Annotated in this window: 17 protein-coding genes and 1 pseudogene; 8 read left to right on the top strand and 10 right to left on the bottom strand. The window is 72.8% G+C overall.

The features are described from left to right. Positions 1-111 precede the first annotated feature (111 nt). Entirely contained in the window at positions 112-603 is a 492-nt protein-coding gene (locus IE178_RS29260; protein WP_184765139.1) for an inorganic diphosphatase, read from the bottom strand. Positions 604-730: 127 nt separating this feature from the next. On the opposite strand from IE178_RS29260, the gene dacB reads away from it, so the two are divergent. The 6 genes from dacB to folE all read left to right on the top strand — a co-directional run bounded on the left by dacB (position 731) and on the right by folE (position 8,323). Next, positions 731-2,308 carry a D-alanyl-D-alanine carboxypeptidase/D-alanyl-D-alanine endopeptidase gene (dacB, locus tag IE178_RS29255; protein WP_318280311.1) on the top strand — a complete coding sequence of 526 codons (1,578 nt, stop codon included), beginning with the start codon at positions 731-733 and terminating at the stop codon, positions 2,306-2,308. 62 nt (positions 2,309-2,370) lie between these two features. Continuing rightward, complete coding sequence (locus IE178_RS29250; RefSeq protein ID WP_193514384.1) at positions 2,371-3,504, top strand: zinc-dependent metalloprotease; 1,134 nt, start codon at positions 2,371-2,373, stop codon at positions 3,502-3,504. 191 nt (positions 3,505-3,695) lie between these two features. Next, the gene (gene tilS, locus IE178_RS29245) at positions 3,696-4,721 is read left to right on the top strand and encodes a tRNA lysidine(34) synthetase TilS (protein ID WP_193514383.1); all 1,026 of its coding nucleotides are present in this window, start codon (positions 3,696-3,698) and stop codon (positions 4,719-4,721) included. Positions 4,722-4,789: 68 nt separating this feature from the next. Then, complete coding sequence (hpt, locus tag IE178_RS29240) at positions 4,790-5,350, top strand: hypoxanthine phosphoribosyltransferase (protein WP_145871989.1); 561 nt, start codon at positions 4,790-4,792, stop codon at positions 5,348-5,350. Between the two features lie 187 nt (positions 5,351-5,537). Further along, positions 5,538-7,577, top strand: a complete 2,040-nt coding sequence (gene ftsH / locus IE178_RS29235) for an ATP-dependent zinc metalloprotease FtsH (RefSeq protein ID WP_184765140.1) — start codon at positions 5,538-5,540, stop codon at positions 7,575-7,577. Between the two features lie 140 nt (positions 7,578-7,717). Next, entirely contained in the window at positions 7,718-8,323 is a 606-nt protein-coding gene (gene folE, locus IE178_RS29230; RefSeq protein WP_184765105.1) for a GTP cyclohydrolase I FolE, read from the top strand. A 10-nt stretch (positions 8,324-8,333) separates the two neighbouring features. Here the strand turns inward: folE and IE178_RS29225 are convergent, their stop codons facing one another. The 6 genes and pseudogenes from IE178_RS29225 to IE178_RS29200 all read right to left on the bottom strand — a co-directional run bounded on the left by IE178_RS29225 (position 8,334) and on the right by IE178_RS29200 (position 13,581). Continuing rightward, complete coding sequence (locus IE178_RS29225) at positions 8,334-8,825, bottom strand: DUF3180 domain-containing protein (protein WP_184765106.1); 492 nt, start codon at positions 8,823-8,825, stop codon at positions 8,334-8,336. A gap of 61 nt (positions 8,826-8,886) precedes the next feature. Then, positions 8,887-9,498: a 2-amino-4-hydroxy-6-hydroxymethyldihydropteridine diphosphokinase gene (gene folK / locus IE178_RS29220; RefSeq protein ID WP_193514382.1), complete on the bottom strand. Its 612-nt coding sequence runs from the start codon at positions 9,496-9,498 to the stop codon at positions 8,887-8,889. Next, positions 9,495-9,854 carry a dihydroneopterin aldolase gene (gene folB / locus IE178_RS29215; RefSeq protein ID WP_193514381.1) on the bottom strand — a complete coding sequence of 120 codons (360 nt, stop codon included), beginning with the start codon at positions 9,852-9,854 and terminating at the stop codon, positions 9,495-9,497. The genes folK and folB overlap by 4 nt, the downstream gene beginning before the upstream one ends. Before the next feature lie 277 nt (positions 9,855-10,131). Further along, entirely contained in the window at positions 10,132-10,635 is a 504-nt protein-coding gene (locus IE178_RS29210; RefSeq protein WP_184765109.1) for a nuclear transport factor 2 family protein, read from the bottom strand. Further along, positions 10,632-11,546 (bottom strand): dihydropteroate synthase, encoded by a 915-nt coding sequence (gene folP, locus IE178_RS29205; RefSeq protein WP_184765110.1) that lies wholly within the window; start codon positions 11,544-11,546, stop codon positions 10,632-10,634. Before folP ends, IE178_RS29210 begins: the two co-directional genes overlap by 4 nt. A gap of 63 nt (positions 11,547-11,609) precedes the next feature. Beyond that, positions 11,610-13,581: pseudogene (locus IE178_RS29200) on the bottom strand (phosphatidylglycerol lysyltransferase domain-containing protein). A 335-nt stretch (positions 13,582-13,916) separates the two neighbouring features. On the opposite strand from IE178_RS29200, the gene IE178_RS29195 reads away from it, so the two are divergent. Further along, positions 13,917-15,248 (top strand): hypothetical protein, encoded by a 1,332-nt coding sequence (locus IE178_RS29195; protein WP_193514380.1) that lies wholly within the window; start codon positions 13,917-13,919, stop codon positions 15,246-15,248. A 72-nt stretch (positions 15,249-15,320) separates the two neighbouring features. Here the strand turns inward: IE178_RS29195 and IE178_RS29190 are convergent, their stop codons facing one another. Together IE178_RS29190 and IE178_RS29185 are read right to left on the bottom strand one after the other, a co-directional pair. Continuing rightward, positions 15,321-16,655 carry a PH domain-containing protein gene (locus IE178_RS29190; protein ID WP_193514379.1) on the bottom strand — a complete coding sequence of 445 codons (1,335 nt, stop codon included), beginning with the start codon at positions 16,653-16,655 and terminating at the stop codon, positions 15,321-15,323. After that, the gene (locus IE178_RS29185) at positions 16,652-17,215 is read right to left on the bottom strand and encodes a PH domain-containing protein (protein WP_193514378.1); all 564 of its coding nucleotides are present in this window, start codon (positions 17,213-17,215) and stop codon (positions 16,652-16,654) included. The genes IE178_RS29190 and IE178_RS29185 overlap by 4 nt, the downstream gene beginning before the upstream one ends. A gap of 31 nt (positions 17,216-17,246) precedes the next feature. Here IE178_RS29185 and IE178_RS29180 point away from each other — a divergent pair, with 31 nt between their 5' ends. Further along, complete coding sequence (locus IE178_RS29180) at positions 17,247-18,398, top strand: NADH-quinone oxidoreductase subunit D (RefSeq protein ID WP_184765114.1); 1,152 nt, start codon at positions 17,247-17,249, stop codon at positions 18,396-18,398. 12 nt (positions 18,399-18,410) lie between these two features. Here the strand turns inward: IE178_RS29180 and IE178_RS29175 are convergent, their stop codons facing one another. After that, the gene (locus IE178_RS29175) at positions 18,411-19,427 is read right to left on the bottom strand and encodes an SAM-dependent methyltransferase (RefSeq protein ID WP_193514377.1); all 1,017 of its coding nucleotides are present in this window, start codon (positions 19,425-19,427) and stop codon (positions 18,411-18,413) included. Positions 19,428-19,541: the final 114 nt, after the last annotated feature.

The raw sequence follows: 19,541 nt of genomic DNA, 5'->3' as shown, positions 1-19,541 counted from the left end.
CCGTCCGTAGCCGTCCTAAGCCTGCCCCCTACAGCCTCAGTATGCGCAAGCACACCAGAACGGGCCGCACGCGTGCGCGTACGGCCCGGTCTGCTGCGGTTGCGTGAGGGCTCAGTGGCCGCCCTGCTCCTTGGCGCGCTTGTAGGACCGCTCGATCTCGGCCTCCGCGTCCACCCGGCCCACCCAGTTGGCGCCCTCGACCGACTTGCCCGGCTCCAGGTCCTTGTAGACCTCGAAGAAGTGCTGGATCTCCAGGCGGTCGAACTCGGACACGTGGTGGATGTCCCGCAGGTGCTCCACGCGCGGGTCCGTCGACGGGACGCACAGCAGCTTGTCGTCGCCGCCCGCCTCGTCCGTCATGCGGAACATGCCGATCGCGCGGCAGCGGATCAGGCAGCCCGGGAAGGTCGGCTCGTCGAGGATGACCAGCGCGTCCAGCGGGTCGCCGTCCTCGCCGAGGGTGTTCTCGACGAAGCCGTAGTCGGTCGGGTAGGCGGTCGAGGTGAAGAGCCGACGGTCCAGGCGGATCCGACCCGTCTCGTGGTCCACCTCGTACTTGTTCCGCGAACCCTTCGGGATCTCGATCGTGACGTCGAACTCCACCGGACGCTCCTCCATGATCAGCACATAGTTCTGGTGGTTAAGTGTCCCTCACGCAGGTGGGTGATCGCGAAAGGGGCTGGTGGTCGTGCCAGAGCTGGGGCCTTGGCGGGCCGCGAGACCGCACGTCGTGCGGATCACGGACGCCGTACGGCCGCGTCTCGCCCGGGCCGCGGAGACCGTACGACCACGTCTGGCGCGCCTCGCCGCGGCCGCGGGGCCACGGTTCGCGCGGCCGGAACGGCCCAGTTCACCGCGGGTCCCGCGGGTCGCACGGCCGAAGGCCTGGCGGTTCACCGCGACCGCCGCCACCGCCGGTCTGGCGCTGGCCGCGGGAGTGGTGACCGCCGCCGGTCCCTGGGACTCCTCGGGTCAGCGTACGGCCGAGCGGGACCGGGCCGTGGCCCTCGAAGCCGCGCGTGGCACAGATCACGGCGGCGCCCGTGCCCACGCCGGTACGCCGCCGCGCGGACCGCAGGCCGCCCCGCCCGCCGCGTCCGTGCTCACCGGCCTCGGCGGTACCGCCACCGCCGTGCGGTCGGCGCCCGGCGGCAAGGCGCTCACCGGCGTCCTCGACCCGCTGCTGAACACCCCGGCGCTCGGCCGCCGCTCCGCGGCCGTGGTCGACGTGGCCACCGGCGAGCGGCTGTACGGCACCGGCGCGGGGGACGCGCTCACCCCCGCCTCGACCACGAAGATCGCCACCGCGGTCGCCGCGCTCTCCGCCCTGGGCCCGGACCACCGCCTCACCACCCGCGCGGTCTACGAACCCGACACCAAGGAGGTCGTCCTGGTCGGCGGCGGTGACCCCACCCTCACCGCCCGCGAGGAGGCCCACGGACTCGCCGACCTGCGCGACCTCGCCGAGCGGACCGCCGCCGGCCTGGCCAGGCGCGGCGTGCGCGAGGTGACCCTCTCCTACGACACGACCCTCTACAAGGGCGGCACGATCCACCCGATCGGGGTCAACCCGAACCTCGCCGCCGTCACCCCCCTGATGGTCGACGAGGCCCGCACCGACGGCTCCACCAGCGGCCCGGCCCCGCGGGTCCCGGACCCGGCCGCCGACGCCGCGCGGACGTTCGGCGACCTCCTGAAGGAACACGGCGTCAAGGCCACGCCCCCCGGCCCGTCGAAGTCCACCACCCGCGCGTCCACCCTCGCCACGGTCTCCTCGCCCCCGCTCGCCGCCCTCGTCGAACGGATGCTGACCAACAGCGACAACGACCTCGCCGAGGCCCTCGCCCGGCACACCGCCCTCGCCACCGGCAGGCCGGCCGACTTCGCGGGCGCCGGCGAAGCGATCACCGCCCGGCTGAAACAGCTCCGCCTGCCCGTGCAGGGCGCCGACGTCAAGGACGGCAGCGGCCTCGACCGGCGCGACAGGCTCAGCGCCGACCTGCTCGCCGCCCTGCTCGTCAAGGCCGGCGACCCCGCCCACCCCGAACTGCGCCCCGCCCTCACCGGGCTGCCCGTCGCCGGCTTCACCGGCACCCTGGCCGGCCGCTACGCCGACGGCGCGGCCGGCGTCGTACGTGCCAAGACGGGGACGCTCACCGGTGTGAACACCCTGGCGGGCACCGTCGTGGACAAGGACGGCCGGCTGCTGGCCTTCGCGTTCCTGGCGAACGGCACCGGCGGCCCGGCGGCGGCCCAGTCCGCCCTGGACGAAGCGGCCACCGCGCTGGCGGCGTGCGGCTGCCGGTGACCGTCTGCCCCGGCTGCCTCGCCGCCCTGCCCCGAGCCGGTGCCCTCACGTACCGTTGACGCATGACGAGCATCGGTGGTGCTGCCTCTTCCGGGATGGTCGACTGGAATCTCGCGGTCGCGACCGCGACCCGGCTCATGCGGCCGGGCCCCGACGTGAGCCGCGACGAGGCCAGGGCCGTCGTCGCGGAACTGCGCCGGCACGCGAAGGCCTCGGAGGAACACGTCCGGGGCTTCACTCGTCTGGGCACCGAGGAGACCCACGACACCCCCGTCCTCGTGGTCGACCGCCCGGGTTGGGTCCGGGCCAACGTCGCGGGCTTCCGCGAACTCCTCAAACCGCTCCTCGACAAGATGCAGGAACGGCGCGGCACCGGCCCCGGCAACGCGGTCCTCGGCGCCGTCGGCGGCAAGGTCACCGGCGTGGAACTGGGCATACTGCTGTCCTTCCTCGCCTCCCGCGTCCTCGGCCAGTACGAGACCTTCGCCCCCGCCACCCGCGACCTCCCGGCCGGTGCGAACGGCGGCGGCCGGCTGCTGCTCGTCGCCCCCAACATCGTCCACGTCGAACGCGAACTCGACGTCGAACCGCACGACTTCCGGCTGTGGGTCACCCTCCACGAGGAGACCCACCGCACCCAGTTCACCGCCGTGCCCTGGCTGCGGGACCATCTGGAGGGCGAGATCCAGTCGTTCCTGGCGGAGACCGACGTCGACCCCATGACCGTGCTGGAGCGCGTCCGCGAAGCGGCCCAGTCCCTCGCCGGCGGCCGGCCCGAGGGCGAGGAGGGCGACGAGGGGCGCTCCCTCGTCGAGATCGTGCAGACCCCCGCCCAGCGCGAGATCCTCGGCCGGCTCACCGCCGTCATGTCCCTGCTGGAGGGCCACGCCGACTTCGTGATGGACGGCGTGGGACCCCAGGTCGTGCCGAGCGTCGCCGAGATCCGCGAGAAGTTCCAGCAGCGCCGCGCGAAGGGCGCCTCCCGCCTGGACCTCGCCCTGCGCAAGCTGCTCGGCCTGGACGCCAAACTCCGTCAGTACCGCGACGGCGAGCGCTTCGTGCGCGCCGTCGTCGAGGAGGTCGGCATGGACGGCTTCAACCGCGTGTGGACCTCGCCCAACACGCTGCCCACCAAGGCGGAGATCTCCAAACCGGCGGACTGGATCACAAGGGTGCACCGCAAACCGGAAGCGTGAACCCCGCGCACCGTCATGCGACACATCCGGCCGACGGCAGACGGACGCCCCTTCAATCACCCGTCCGAGGGACCGTGAGGCCCGGGTAGGCGTGCAATGCTCGGGGAACGGCCCGGTTCTGTCACCATCTACACACTCTGAGTGACCGGCATCGGGTTCACCCCCCGAAAACTTCATGAAGGGAACCGGACATGGGTCCCCATCCTGCGGTCGCGGCGATACGCCTGGCGGTCCGCCGCGTCCTGACCGACATCCTCGACGACCACGGTCGGCCCCCCGGCCGCCCCGCGCACGAGCAGCCCCCCACCCCGCTCGTGCTCGTGGCCTGCTCCGGCGGCGCCGACTCCATGGCGCTCGCCTCCGCCCTCGCCTTCGAAGCCCCCCGGCTCGGCATCCGTGCCGGCGGCGTCACCGTCGACCACGGCCTCCAGGCCGGCTCCGACCTGCGCGCCGCCGAAGTCGTCCTGCGCCTGCGCGAACTCGGCCTTGACCCCGTCGAGTCCGTCGCCGTCACCGTCGGCCGCGGCGGCGGACCCGAGGCAGCCGCCCGGGACGCCCGCTACGCCGCCCTGGACGCCGCCGTCGAACGGCACGGCGCCGCCGCCGTCCTGCTCGGCCACACCCGCGACGACCAGGCCGAGACCGTCCTGCTCGGCCTCGCCCGCGGCTCCGGCATCCGCTCGCTGTCCGGAATGGCCGCGGTCTCGGGGGCCGGCGGCCGTTACCGCCGCCCCTTCCTCCAGCTCGACCGGCAGACCGCCCGCAAGGCCTGCATGGTCCAGTCCCTGCCCGTCTGGGACGACCCGCACAACACCGACCCCGCCTACACCCGCTCCCGGCTCCGCCACGAGGGTCTGCCCGCCCTGGAGAAGGCCCTCGGCAAGGGCGTCGTCGAGGCCCTCGCCCGTACGGCCCAGCTCTCCCGGGACGACGCCGACGCCCTCGACGCCTGGGCCGGCCGCGCCGAGGCAGGCGTCCGCGACGCCGACGGCCGCCTGGAGTGCGCCGCGCTGTACGCCCTGCCGCCCGCCGTACGCCGCCGTGTGCTGCGCCGGGCCGCCATCGAGGCCGGTGCCCCGGCCGGTTCGCTGTTCGCCCGCCACATCGAGGAAGTCGACCGGCTGATCACGGGCTGGCGCGGTCAGGGGGACATCAATCTCCCCGGCCGAGTCGTCGCCCGTCGGCAGGGTGGCAGACTGGTCATTCGGCAGGGCTGATTCCGGACCCCACCGACCCGTACGAGTCGCGGGGCGGACCGGACCGGCCGGTGGGACGACGGAAAGTGATGCGGGTGGACGCGAAAGACATGGGTGCCGACCTCGAGAAGGTGCTCATCACCAAGGAAGAGATCGACGCCAAGCTGGTGGAGCTGGCCGCGAAGATCGACGCGGAGTACGCGGGCAAGGACCTGCTGATCGTCGGCGTCCTCAAGGGCGCGGTGATGGTGATGGCCGACCTCGCCCGGGCGCTGTCCACTCCCGTCACGATGGACTGGATGGCCGTGTCCTCGTACGGGGCGGGCACCCAGTCCTCCGGTGTGGTGCGGATCCTCAAGGACCTCGACACCGACATCAAGGGCAAGCACGTCCTGATCGTCGAGGACATCATCGACTCCGGCCTTACCCTGTCCTGGCTGATCTCCAACCTCGGCTCGCGCGAGCCCGCCTCCCTCAAGGTGTGCACGCTGCTGCGCAAGCCCGAGGCCGCCAAGGTCGCCATCGACGTGGAGTGGGTCGGTTTCGACATCCCCAACGAGTTCGTCGTCGGCTACGGCCTCGACTACGCCGAGAAGTACCGCAACCTCCCGTTCGTCGGTACGCTCGCGCCCCACGTCTACGGGGGCTGAGGCCCGGGGCCCGGCCGCCGTACGGTGATCGGGAACCCCGGCGGGCTCCGCGGCGTTGGAGCATGCGTGGACGCGATTGCCGGCTGTCCCCCGCAGCTTCGGGGGGCAATGCTGGGGTACCGTCCGAAGAACAGCCTTTATCAAACTCACTATGGCAGGAGGGACGGGGCGGCACCGCTCCGTATGGATGGACGTGAAGCGATACTTCCGTGGGCCGGTCATGTGGATCGTGCTGGCCGTCCTTGCCGTGGTCGTGTTGATGCAGGTCGTCGGCTCGTCCGGCGGCTACAAGACGGTGGACACGGGCCAGGTCGTCCAGGCGATCAACGAGAACAAGGTCGAGTCGGCCAAGCTGACCACCGGTGACGAGCAGATCATCAAGGTCTCGCTCAAGGACGGCGCAAAGGTCGAGGACAGCTCGAAGATCCAGGCGAGTTACATCGGTGACCAGGGCGTCACCATCGCCAGCACGCTGCAGGACAAGTTCCAGAACAAGCAGATCCCGGACGGCTACACGGTTTCGCCGTCCAAGCAGAACCCGTTCGTGAGCATTCTGCTGTCGCTGCTGCCGTTCGTCCTCATCGTCGTTGTCTTCCTGTTCCTGATGAATCAGATGCAGGGCGGCGGCTCCCGCGTCATGAACTTCGGCAAGTCCAAGGCGAAGCTCATCACCAAGGACACCCCGAAGACGACGTTCGCCGACGTCGCGGGATCGGACGAGGCGGTCGAGGAACTCCACGAGATCAAGGAGTTCCTGCAGGAGCCGGCGAAGTTCCAGGCCGTCGGGGCGAAGATCCCCAAGGGCGTGCTGCTGTACGGCCCGCCCGGAACCGGCAAGACGCTGCTCGCGCGTGCCGTCGCGGGCGAGGCGGGCGTGCCGTTCTACTCGATCTCCGGTTCCGACTTCGTCGAGATGTTCGTCGGTGTCGGTGCCTCCCGGGTCCGTGACCTGTTCGAGCAGGCCAAGGCCAACGCCCCCGCGATCGTCTTCGTCGACGAGATCGACGCGGTCGGCCGCCACCGCGGCGCCGGCCTCGGCGGTGGTCACGACGAGCGCGAGCAGACCCTGAACCAGCTCCTCGTGGAGATGGACGGCTTCGACGTCAAGGGCGGCGTGATCCTCATCGCCGCGACGAACCGGCCCGACATCCTCGACCCGGCCCTTCTGCGGCCCGGCCGTTTCGACCGCCAGATCGCGGTCGACCGCCCGGACATGCAGGGCCGGCTGGAGATCCTCAAGGTGCACCAGAAGGGCAAGCCGGTCGCCCCGGACGTCGACCTGTCGGCCGTCGCCCGCCGCACCCCCGGCATGACCGGTGCCGACCTGGCCAACGTGCTCAACGAGGCCGCGCTGCTGACCGCGCGCAGCGATCAGAAGCTGATCGACAATCACATGCTGGACGAGGCGATCGACCGTGTGGTCGCGGGCCCGCAGAAGCGGACCCGGATCATGTCGGACAAGGAGAAGAAGATCACCGCGTACCACGAGGGCGGACACGCCCTGGTCGCGGCGGCCTCCCCGAACTCCGACCCCGTCCACAAGATCACGATCCTGTCGAGAGGCCGCGCCCTCGGCTACACCATGGTCCTGCCCGACGAGGACAGGTACTCGACCACGCGCAACGAGATGCTGGACCAGCTGGCCTACATGCTGGGCGGCCGCGCGGCCGAGGAGCTCGTCTTCCACGACCCGACCACCGGTGCCGCCAACGACATCGAGAAGGCCACCGGACTGGCCCGCGCGATGGTCACGCAGTACGGCATGACCGAGCGGCTCGGCGCGATCAAGTTCGGCGGCGACAACACCGAGCCGTTCCTGGGCCGTGAGATGGCTCACCAGCGGGACTACTCGGAAGAGGTCGCCGCGCTGGTCGACGAAGAGGTCAAGAAGCTCATCGAGACCGCGCACAACGAGGCGTGGGAGATCCTGGTCGAGAACCGCGACGTCCTCGACAACCTGGTCCTGGCCCTCCTCGAGCGGGAGACGCTGGGCAAGGAGGAGATCGCCGAGGTCTTCGCGCCGATCGTCAAGCGCCCGCCCAGGCCCGCCTGGACCGGTTCCTCTCGCCGTACGCCGTCCACCCGTCCCCCGGTCCTCTCCCCCAAGGAGCTGGCCCTGACGAACGGGGCGAACGGCGCGACGCCGGCCATCACCACCGCCAAGAGCACCGCGGCGGAGCCCGCCCCGGCGCCCGAGCGGACCCCGGAGGACCGCCCCGAGAGCTGATCCCGAGGCTCTCGGTGGCCCCACCGGGCCCGGAATGGATGCCGCGCCCCCCAGGTTCTAGCCTGGGGGGCGCGGCATTTGTGTATCCGCAGTTGAGACGCGTGCCCCTCACGCGTGAAGCCACAGGAACGAGGCACCTCATGACCGACCCCGTGACGCTGGACGGCATAGCTCCCGTCGGTGAGTTCGACGAGAAGCGGGCCGAGAACGCCGTACGCGAACTGCTGATCGCGGTCGGCGAGGACCCGGACCGGGAGGGTCTGCAGCAGACTCCGGCACGGGTGGCGCGGGCGTACCGGGAGATCTTCGCGGGACTGTGGCAGAAGCCCGAGGACGTGCTGACGACGACGTTCGACATCGGTCATGACGAGATGGTGCTGGTCAAGGACATCGAGGTGTACTCGACCTGCGAACATCACCTGGTGCCGTTCCGGGGTGTGGCGCACGTCGGGTACATCCCGGCCACCAGCGGGAAGATCACCGGCCTGTCGAAGCTGGCCCGGCTGGTGGACGTCTACGCCCGCCGCCCGCAGGTGCAGGAACGACTCACCACGCAGATCGCGGACTCCCTGATGGAGATCCTGGAGCCGCGCGGCGTTATCGTGGTCGTGGAGTGCGAGCACATGTGCATGTCGATGCGCGGTATCCGCAAGCCCGGCGCGAAGACCCTCACGTCGGCCGTGCGCGGTCAGCTGCGGGACGCGGCGACACGCAACGAGGCGATGAGCCTGATCATGGCTCGCTGACGCCCCCGGTTCATGCCGCCGGGGCCGTCCCCGGGCCGTTGTGGTCGTCTTCGTCCTCCGGGAGCTTGCAGACGCGCTCCAGGAAGATGGCCGCCGCTATGACGCCGACGCCTGCCAGGACCGAGAAGCCGGCGTAGATGGCCTGGTCGCGTCGGGCGGGGATGTCGAGGGACTCCAGCAGGAAGACGCCCACACCGCCGTACATGCCGGCGACGAGGGCGGCGACCAGGGCGCTGGCCTGGCCGAAGACGACCGCGCGGGCCGCCATCAGCGGGTCGACCCCCTTGGCGTCGGGCTGCCGCTCGCGCTGGGCCTTGAGGCGGGCGCGCAAGGAGAGCGCGGTGGCCGCGAGGACCACCGCGATCAGCGCGAGGACGATGGGCGCGGCCACGGGCACGCTCGGGAGGGTCCCCAGGGAGTTCCACAGGCGGGCGCCCGCCCAGGACAGGATTCCGGCCACGGCGAAGACGCCGGCCAGCACCCGGATGCGCAGCTCTCTCACGGTGTCCCTTCGCGTTCCCCCGGACCGGTGCCCCGGAAAGTGGTCGTGTCGACCTTAACGGCTACTCGGGCAGCCTGAGTTCCAGGTCCGCGCGGGGAGTGACGCCCTCGCGGGTGACCGCGTCGAGGAGCTCGGCGACCGGGCCCCGGCCGGGGAGCTCCGCCTCCGGGTCGACGTCGTGCCACGGGGCGAGTACGAAGGCGCGCTCGTGGGCGCGGGGGTGCGGGAGCGTGAGCTGCGGGTCGTCGGAGCGCAGATCGGCGTAGGCGACGATGTCCACGTCCAGGGTGCGCGGGCCCCAGCGCTCGTCCCGGACCCGGTGGAAGGCCTCCTCGACCGCGTGCGCCCGCTCCAGCAGGGAGGACGGGGGCAGGGTGGTCTTCAGGACCACGACCGCGTTGAAGTACGAGGGCTGGCTGCGGGGCTCGACGCCCCACGGCTCCGTCTCGTACACGGGGGAGACGGCCTTGACGCGGATGCCGGGGGTGTCCTCCAGGGCGTCGACGGCCCCCTGGAGGGTCTCCAGGCGGTTGCCGAGGTTGGCGCCGAGGGAGACCACGGCCCGCTTCGGGTTGTGCAGGGTGGTGTCGGCGGCGTCGACCTGTTCGACCACGGAGGCGGGGACGGGCTGCACGGTCGGGTCGGTGTGGCCCTGGGTGGACGGCCTGGTCATACGCGGCTCCGGGTGATGGTGACGGTCACGTCGTCGAAGGGCACGGTGATCGGCGCGTCCGGTTTGTGGACGCACACCTCGACCTCCCGCACCACGTCGTGCTTCAGACAGACCTGGGCGATGTGCTCGGCGAGGGTCTCGATGAGGTTGACGGGCTCGCCCTCGACGACCGCCACGACCTCCTCCGCCACGATGCCGTAGTGCACGGTTTTGGTCAGGTCGTCGTCGGCCGCGGCCGGCCGGGTGTCCAGGCCGAGCACGAGGTCCACGATGAAGGTCTGGCCCTCCTCGCGTTCCTTGGGGAACACGCCGTGGTGCCCGCGGGCCTTCAGGCCGCGCAGCGCGACACGATCCACGCGAATCACTCCTGCAGTCGTCGGTCCGGCCGGTCGGTGCCCTGTGCGGGCGGCACACCGGCCCGATGTCGAATCTACCTGCGGGCACCGACAGGGCCGGGCCGCCGGGGGCGGGGGCGCGGGCCCGTACCGGGAGGTTTCACCGTGCGTTTGCCCCGGGGAGACCGGGCGCTCACCGGTTGGTGGCGACCCCTACCCGCGCGGTCGTGATTCCAACCACTTTGCCGTCGTGGCGGCCGCCGCGGACCCTGGGACGTGTTCCTGTGGCCCCCGTCACTCAGGTGGGGGTGTCGTCCTCCTCCTCGTCCTCGGTCTCGGCGAGGACCGGGGAGGCGTGGTGGGACCAGAGCTTCCAGCCCGCCGGGGTGCGACGGAACACGTTGGTGGCGACGACGAGCTGGCCGACCAGGGGGCCGAGCTCCTCGCCGGCCTCGGGGGCGGGGCCGCCGCTGAGGATGTTCTCGGTGCAGGTCACCACGGCGGTGTCGCCGGTGACGGAGACATGCACGTCGGTGAGGAAGAACTGGATGTAGTCGGTGTTCGCCATGATCAGGGCGTACGACCGCAGGACCTCGCCGCGTCCGGTGAGCACGGGCCAGCCGGGGTGCACGCAGGAGACCACGCCGGAATCCGCCGGGTCGTGGTACGTCTCGTCGACGCCGAGGTCGGCCGGGGTGAGCCAGAGCGACGCCACCTCTTCGAAGTCGCCCCGTTCGAGCGCCTCGTAGAAGGCGGTGTTGGCGGCCTCGACCTGCTCGACATCGGTGTGGGGTGCGCTCACCGGGCTCCTTCTGCGCCGTGCGCGCGGCGTGCGGGGGGTGTGGTGTCCGCTGTGCGCGCCCGTTCTATGGCACGCGTGACCCGTACGGCGTCCGCGGTCGCGCGTACCTCGTGCACGCGGACCGCCCATGCGCCGGCCTGCGCGGCGAGGGCGGAGACGGCGGCGGTGGCCGCGTCGCGTTCCCGCGCGGGCGGGGGCGCGCCGTCCGGGGCGGCCAGGACGCGGCCGAGGAACCGCTTGCGGGAGGCGGCGACGAGCAGCGGGTGGCCGAGGGCCAGGAGACGGTCGAGCCGGGCGAGCAGGGCCAGGTCGTGTTCGGCGCCCTTGGAGAAGCCGAGGCCGGGGTCGACGATCACCCGGTCGGCGGCGACACCGCCCTCCAGAACGGCCGCCACGCGCGCGTGGAGCTCGTCGACGACCTCGGTGACCACGTCGGCGTACACGCCCATGACGTTGCCGCCCTCCAGGAAGCCGCGCCAGTGCATGACGACGAAGGGGGCGCCGGCGTCGGCGACGACACGGATCATGGCGGGGTCGGCGAGGCCGCCGCTGACGTCGTTGACGAGGGCGGCACCGGCCGCGAGGGACTGTTCGGCGACGGAGGCGCGCATGGTGTCGACGGAGACGGTGACGCCTTCGGCGGCGAGGCCGCGGACGACGGGGATGACGCGCTTGAGCTCTTCGGACTCGTCGACGCGGGTGGCGCCGGGCCGGGTGGACTCGCCGCCGACGTCGATGAGATCCGCGCCCTGGGCGACCAGGTCGAGGCCGTGCTTGACGGCGGTCGTCGTGTCGAACCAGCGGCCGCCGTCGGAGAAGGAGTCGGGGGTGACGTTCACGACTCCCATGACCGCACAGCGGTCCCAGTGAGGAAGGCCCGCGACCCGGCGGCGTCCGCTGTGGTTGCTCATATGTTCAGCGTAGGCCCCCGGGAGCGACCGGGGTGCGCCCGGCCCGGCGGGGCGCACGCGGCCTCACGACGATGCCCGCGCGCGTGCGTCGGGCCGCGCGGGTGATGTTTTCCGCCAGGTCGGGGGGCGTTCCGCCGTCGTCCGGTGGGTGCGGGGACGCGGCGCGGACGGGCGGCGGCGCACGAAACGGGAACGCGCGGGGCGGGATTGACGAAACCTCGCCGTATGCATTGCGGAGGAGTCGGCGCGCGGCCGGTCGGCCACGGCGCGGTGGACCATGGAACGCGGTTCCCGGCGCGACCGGAACGGGGTGTCGAACGTGTCCGGGGATTCGATCCGGAACCAGCGGGAAAGAAAGACCGGCAGTTCGCGTGGGGCTTGGAGCGCCGGCCCCGCGTCGGGCTTCTCGCCGTGCGGGTGACGAGCGGAACGGGCGAAATCGAGCGGGACGCGCGCGATGCCGAATGCCGGGTGCGGTTCGGGGCGCGGTCACGATCAGCGGCTCGTTGGTCCCCGGGCCGGCCGGCCGGGCGGTCACGGCGCATCAGGGCCGGTGAGGGCGCATCAGGTCCGGTGAGGGCGCCGTCGGTGTCCCACGGGACGCAGTGCCGGATCGCCTTCAGGTCGCCGTGGGAGCCCGGCTCGGTCTCCGCCCGTCCGTCGGCCACCACCGTCCTGCCTGAGCCGCTGTGTGCCGCCCCTTCACCTCTGTGCGCGGTGGCGACGAGACAGTCGCCGTCCGCCGGGTCGCCGACGCGGGTCGGCGGGGGGAGAGACCGCGTTCGGCGCCGGTGCCGCGCCGGGCGTCGGCGGCGCGGCGGATCCGCTCCGGCTCGGCCTCGCCGAAGTCACGGAGACGTCGTACCCGGATCCGGTGGCCGGCCCGTTCGATGCGCTGCACCCTCCGGCGCGCGGTGCGCATCGAGCGGCCGGCGGGGGAGAAATCCGCGACGTCCACCACCGCCTCGTCGCCCAGTGGCAGGGCGTCCAGCCCGGTCTCCCGGGCCCACACCTCGCGGCCGGCCTCCGAGCAGCCCATGACGGCGGGGGTCCAGGAGCGGGCTCTGGCCTCGTCCATGAAGCGTTCGATGGCGCCGGGCCACGCCTCGACGTCCCCGACCGGGTCGCCGCCGGCCAGCATGACCCCACGGACCACGCGATAGGTGACCGCCGCCTTGCCGCTGGGGGAGAAGACGACAGCCTGGTCACGGCGCAGCGCGAACCGGCCGGGGGAGTCCTGGGAGCCGTGCCGGGCGAGCAGGGTACGCAGCCGCGTCGCGTCGTCCTCGGTGAGGCGGGCGGCCGGGTGTCCGGGCCGGAGGGCCAGGCAGACGGTGGTGACGGTGGTGAGCAGACCGAGCGCGCCCAGGGAGAAGGCGACCGTCCGGGAGGCGTCGCCCCGGTAGTCGACCGGGCCCTCGACGCCGATCAGGCCGTACAGCGCGTGGGTGAGGCGGTCGGCCAGGCTGGGATCACCGACCAGCGGGCCGGGGTGGGCGTTGACCACGACCAGCCCCAGCAGCAGCGAACCGGCACCCATGAGCACGAAGGCGGCGAGCGCCCGCCCCCTGCCGCGCGGGACGGGCAGCGCCGAGAACCGGTCGCGGTGGCGCAGCAGGGGCGCGAGCACCACCAGCGTGATCAGGACGCCCAGGAGGGAGTGGCGGTAGGCGAACTGGGCGACCGCGCCGGCCGGCAGCAGGACGACGGCGGCCCGCCAGGCCCGGCGCTCGCCCCGCTCGAGTCCGTGCGCGAGCAGCAGCAACAGCACGCCGGCGCTGAGCGCGAGGGCGGCCGCGGACGGGCCGAGCGCGCCGGGCGGCACCTCGGCGACGGCGTGCATACGGCTGTGCCGGAAGCGGGGCAGGACGCCCGCGGCGACGTCGAGGAGGCCCGCCAGGGCGCACGCCCGGCCGGCGAGGACGGGGACCGTCTCGGGGCGCGGTCCGCGCAGCCGGCGGCGTACCGTCCGGACGTCCCGTGCCACCGCGGCGTCACGTGGTCGGGCCGTGGGGTTCGGTGCTCTGCCCGCCATGTCCTCATCCGTCCTGACAGACATCGTATTGCGCCCTCTAGGACGGAGTCCCCGGGGCGGAGGTTCCCTCCGTGCGGGTGGTTGTCCGGACGGGCGGTCCGGTGGTGCGGACATACGGAAGTGGAATGCGGCGAAAGCGACTTCACCGTCTTCGCGACCATGTCCGGAAGCGCCTTCGGAAGACGGTCCGGTGATGAAATGATCTTGATGAAATTGGGCAATGTGTCTATTCGCGCTTGAGTCGAGTTCCCTGATGCCCTGTGAAACCCTCGGTGTGGCTTTGTTTTTACGGGGCGGGGCACCATCATTCGCCTACGCGCGGTAAGTTTCTGGCCATGCCACGTGGACGTCACCGTCATTCCCCGCCCCTGCACAGGATGCTGCCCCCGTCGGCGATCGCGGGCGTCTCCCTCGTCTGCGCCCTGGGGCCCTGGGTGTTCACGCAACCGATGGTGCTTCGCGTCCTGGCCGCGGCCGCCGCGGCCACGGCGGTGGCCGGCGCCGTCGTCATGCGGCACTGGGACACCCAGGCGGGCAAACGCGTCGCCGATCTCACGCGCGCGCGTGCGAGTGACGAGTGGCGTTTCGAGGAGCGGGTCGCCGAATTGGAGTCGGACCTCGAGGAGTCGCGCGAGCTGCGGACGAAGCTGGAGCAGCGGCTGCGCGCCAAGCGCGCCGAACTCGCGGGACTGCGCAACGAACACGCGGCGCTGCTGCGGCGGTACGCCGCGGCGGAGGTCGACCGGGCGAGCGCCCTGGAGGAACGCCGGGTGCTCGAGATAGAGGCCGCCGTTCCGGCCCCCGCGCTGCCGGCGGGGCCGTCGACGGCATCCGACGCGGAGGCACCCGCGGGGGCACCCGGGACGGAGACGGTGGCGGCGAGCGGGAACGAGACCGCTGCCCAGGCGGAGCCGACGGCTCCGGCGGTCTTCTCGCCGGAGGGGTCCAAGCTGTACCTGCGGGCCGACGGGGCACTGGCGCGGCTCGCCGGGGACGCCGGGGCAGCCGCGGACGGGAATGCCGGGGACGCCACGGACCAGAACCCCGGGGACGGCGCCGACGCCGTCGGCCCGGCGGAGAAGGCCACCGCCGACCGGGCCGCGCGGACCGCGGACGCCGACCGGGCGGCCGGTGCTGCGGCCGGGGCCGAGCGCTCCCCGAAGCGGAACGGCCCCTCGAAGGGTGACGGCAGCCCCGAGGACGACGGCCCCGAGCCCACGAAGAAGTCCAAGCCAAAGCCGGCGCAGGAGGACGACGCCGAGGGGCGGTCCGAGGCGGTCGGCGATCACGAGCGCACGGCCGCCTCCCCCGCGGCGGACGCTCCCGCGGCCCAGCCCGTGCGGCAGGCCTCCGGACACTTCACCGTGCCCACCGCGGTGGCCGTCGTACCGCCGACCGCGCCCGCACGGCGGCAGGTGTCCGAGGGCGGGTTCGACTTCTTCGGGACGAAGAAGGACACGGGAGGGTCCGGCCTGGACGCCGTCCAGAACGAGGACCTCGCCGATGTCGTCGGCCAGGAGGCGCTCGCGCTGCACAAGGCCGAGGCCGAGGCGGGGTTCAAGCCCGCCGACGAGGACGCGCGCGGCATCGGTCAGGTCATCGACCTGACCGCACACGACGAGACGGAGCACATCGACGTCCAGGGCCTGCGCAGCGCGGCGTCCTGACGGTCCCGGACCACCGGCCACACCCGACGGGGCCCCGCGCACACACCGCGCGGGGCCCCGTCGGCGTTCTTCTCACGCCATCCAGCGGTCCGGGCGGGCGTCCCCGCGGCCCGTGCGGGACCTCTCCGCCTGGGCCCGCAACAGGTCCGCCGCCTCGTCGGCGTCCCGGAGGCGGGCCGTGACCGACTTGTTCGCGCCGGTGTCCACATGCACGTCGGCGACGCCCCGGGCCCGCTGCCAGGGGCCCTGGACCAGCCGTACGCTCTGCACCTTGGCGTGCGGCACCAGGGACAGGCTGCGCCGCAGCAGCCCGTGGCGGGCCGCGAACACCGCGTCGGTGACGGCCAGCCCGTAGCCGCGCCACCACACCGGCACGCACCACCGCGCGCGTCGCGGCGGGCGGCCGATCGCCTCGCGCGGCGGCACACTCACCCCGGGCAGCACCCGCGCGACGACCGACTCGGCGATCTCGCGCGGAGCGACCGGCAGCAGCAGGGAGTTGGACGACCCCGCCACGTCGAGCTCCACGCGTACCCAGCCGCGCCGCCGCCACAGCAGCGGCTCGACGAGCCGCACGGTCTGCACGCGCCCCGGTGGGACCGTCTCGTGCGCCCGGTCCAGCAGCCCGTGGTCGATGCGCAGTCCGTCCGGCGACTCGCCGAGGGTCCAGTCGTACTCGGCGACGAACCGGCCCACACTGCTCGCGCCCGCCGCGCCGAGCAGCGGCACGGCCGCGGCGAGCACGGTCCACAGGCTGTGGGTGGCCATCCACAGCAGCGGCACCACCACGGCGGCGACGAGGAGCCAGCCCCAGGTCGCGCCGGTGAGCACGAGGGAGACGGCGAGGACGCCCGGCGGCACCCGCAGCATCTCCCGGGACGGCGCCTCGCCGACCTCGTGCGCGGTCTCCGGTGCGAAACCCGCCGCCCGCGCGAGGAGCTCCGCGCGCAGCGCCCGCGCCTCGTCGGCGCCCAGGAAGGCGAGCTCGTCCTTCTTGTCGGTCCCTATGACGTCGAGTTTGAGTTTCGCCACGCCCGCGACCCGCGCGAGCAGCGGCTGGGTGACGTCGATGGCCTGGATCCGCTCCAGCCGGATGTGCGCGGTGCGCCGGAACAGCAGTCCGGTACGAATGCGCAGTTCGCTCTCGGTCACCGCGAAGTGGGTGTACCACCAGGTCAGGAATCCGTAGAGGGCGGCGGCCGGGATGAGCACGGCCAGGGCGAGCAGCAGGGTGGTCGTCGTCAGCCGGGCGAGCTGGCGCTGCGCCTGGTCGGGGTCGTGCAGCGCCCACCCGATCAGCACCGCGACGGGCGCCCACGCCCGTCTGAGCGGCGTGACGGGGTGCAGCCGCCGCTCGGTGACGGGCGGCCGCCCGCAGACGCCCTCGTGGACGTCCGGGGACGTCACAGCCCCGCCGATCGGGCCTCGCCGAGCTCCGTGAGCCGGTCGCGCAGCCGTTCCGCCTCGGCCGGCTCGAGGCCGGGGATGGTGGCGTCGGTCGCCGCGGCCGCCGTGTGCAGCTGCACACTGGCCAGCCCGAAGTGCCGTTCGACGGGCCCCGAGGTGACCTCGACCAGCTGCATCCGCCCGTACGGCACCACCGTCTCCTTGCGCCACAGCACGCCCCGGCTGATCAGCAGGTCGTCGGCGCGCTCCGCGTACCGCCAGGACCGCCAGTTCCGCTCCAGCAGCACCCAGCCCCAGATCAGCAGGGCCAGCGGCAGCACCGCGAAGGCGGCCCAGACGGGCCCGGCCAGCAGCCCCGGCACCAGCCCGGTGGCCAGGGTCAGCAGCCCCAGCCACACCGCCAGCATCAGCCGCCGCACCTTCAGCAGCCCCGGCGGCAGCGCGATCCACACCGGCTCGTCCCCCGGGACCACCGGCCCCCGCGTCTGCGCGCCACCGGACGCCTCCGCGTGCCCGCCCGTTCCCGCTGTCCCCGTGTCGTGCGGGCTCCCCGTCTCCATGAGGCCAGCGTACGTAGGAGAGACTGTGTTCATGACTCCTACGACGGAGACCATGGTCGGTATCGGCGGCGCGGCGGAGAGCACCGACATGGTGCTCAACATCGGGCCCCAGCACCCGTCCACGCACGGCGTGCTGCGGCTGAAGCTCCTCCTGGACGGTGAGCGCATCACCCGCGCGGAGCCCGTGATCGGCTATATGCACCGGGGCGCGGAGAAACTGTTCGAGGCCCGCGACTACCGCCAGATCATCATGCTGGCCAACCGCCACGACTGGCTGTCGGCCTTCTCCAACGAGCTGGGCGTGGTCCTCGCCGTGGAGCGGATGCTCGGCATGGAGGTCCCCGAGCGCGCGGTGTGGCTGCGCACGCTCCTCGCGGAGCTGAACCGGGTGCTCAACCACCTGATGTTCCTCGGCTCCTATCCGCTGGAACTCGGCGGCATCACCCCGATCTTCTACGCCTTCCGGGAGCGCGAGGAACTCCAGCACGTCATGGAGGAGGTCTCCGGCGGGCGCATGCACTACATGTTCAACCGCGTGGGCGGCCTCAAGGAGGACCTGCCGGCGGGATGGACCACACGCGCGCGCGGCGCCGTCGCCGATGTGCGCTCCCGCATGGACCGCTTCGACGACCTGGTGCTCGGCAACGAGATCTTCCGGGGCCGCACGCGCGGCGTCGGCGTGCTGTCCCCCGAGGCCGTGCACGGGTACGGCGTGAGCGGGCCGATCGCGCGCGGCTCGGGCGTCGACTTCGACCTGCGCCGCGACGAGCCGTACCTCGCCTACGGCGAACTGGGCGACGTCCTGAAGGTGGTGACCCGCGAGGAGGGCGACTGTCTCGCCCGCTTCGAGTGCCTCCTGGAGCAGACCCACAACGCCCTCGACCTCGCCGAGGCCTGCCTCGACCGGCTCGCCGAGCTGCCCCCGGGCCCGGTCAACCAGCGGCTCCCCAAGGTCCTCAAGGCGCCCGAGGGGCACACGTACGCCTGGACCGAGAACCCGCTCGGCATCAACGGCTACTACCTGGTCAGCAAGGGCGAGAAGACCCCGTACCGGCTGAAGCTGCGCTCGGCGTCCTACAACAACATCCAGGCGCTCACCGAGCTGCTGCCGGGGACGCTGGTCGCGGACATGGTGGCGATCCTGGGGTCGATGTTCTTCGTGGTGGGCGACATCGACAAGTGACCCCGGCCGGGGTCAACCGCCGAGCACGTCGGCGATTCCCACCGGCTGCACCAGCCACCCGAAGTCGCCGAGCCCGCCCGGCGCGGTGAGTTCGGCGGCCTCTCCGGCGCTCGCGAGGGCGCGTACGTACCCGGCGGGGTCGGTGGACGCCAGCGCGAGCGGGGGGCGTGCGCCGCTGAGCCCCAGGGCGCGCAGGGCCTCGCGTTGCGGCAGCAGGCGTGCGCCGGGAAGCGCGCAGGCCGTGGCGCACGCGTCCAGGGCGACATGGGCCGTGAGGTCGCACGACCCGTCCGGCACGGGCGTCGTCTCCCGCCCCTCCCGGAACGCCGTGAGCGTCCCGAACGGCGGGCGCGCGCCGGCCGTGTGCGCGTAGTCCACGGCGACGGCGAGCCCCCGCGCGAGCGTTCCTGCCGCCGCCGCCCAGGCCCGGTCCCGGGGCAGCCCGATCTCCGCGCGCAGCCCCTCCCGCGCCCCCAGCGGCCACCACCGTGCCAGCCACTCGGCCTCCGCGCCCGAGACCGGCTCCCCGAGCCGTTCCGTCCCGTCCGCCCGCACCAGCACCAGCCGGGGTACGCCGGCGGAGTCCACCTCGACGACCTCGACGGGCACGTTGTCCAGCCACTCGTTGGCGAAGAGCAGCCCCGTGATCCGCTCCGGGGGTTCGGTGCGCCACTCGATCCGGTGATCGAGTCCGGCGGGACGCCCGGCGAGGTCGACGGCGCGGGCACGCGCGCGTGCCGCCACGTCGGCGGGCAGCGCGGCGAGCACGCCGGTGACCAGTTCGCCGCGTCCGGCCGCCATGTCCACGAAGTCGAGCACCGCGGGCCGCCCCAGCGCCTCGTCGACCCGGCACAGCAGCCGCGCCACGGCGGCGGCGAACAGCGGGGAGGCGTGCACCGACGTACGGAAGTGCCCGGCCGGACCCTCGGGCCTGCGGTAGAAGCCGTCCGGCCCGTACAGGGCGGCCTCGGCCGCCGCACGCCAGCCGCGCCAGTCGCCTTCCGCGGCCCCTGCCGTCACCGGTTCCACGCGCCCGCCGTCTCCGCTGTCACCCGCCCAGGTTAAGCGGGTGGGGAGGCCGGTCCTCCACCTTGCGGAGTACACGTACCGACCGGGGATCGGCCCTCCGGTTGACCCCTGCAC

The organism is Streptomyces griseoloalbus (assembly GCA_014650015.1).
In the GTDB taxonomy this organism is placed as follows: Bacteria; Actinomycetota; Actinomycetes; order Streptomycetales; family Streptomycetaceae; genus Streptomyces; species Streptomyces griseoloalbus.
The sequence above is the reverse complement of the archived record's forward strand: the minus strand, read 5'-3'. Positions and strand labels throughout refer to the sequence as shown.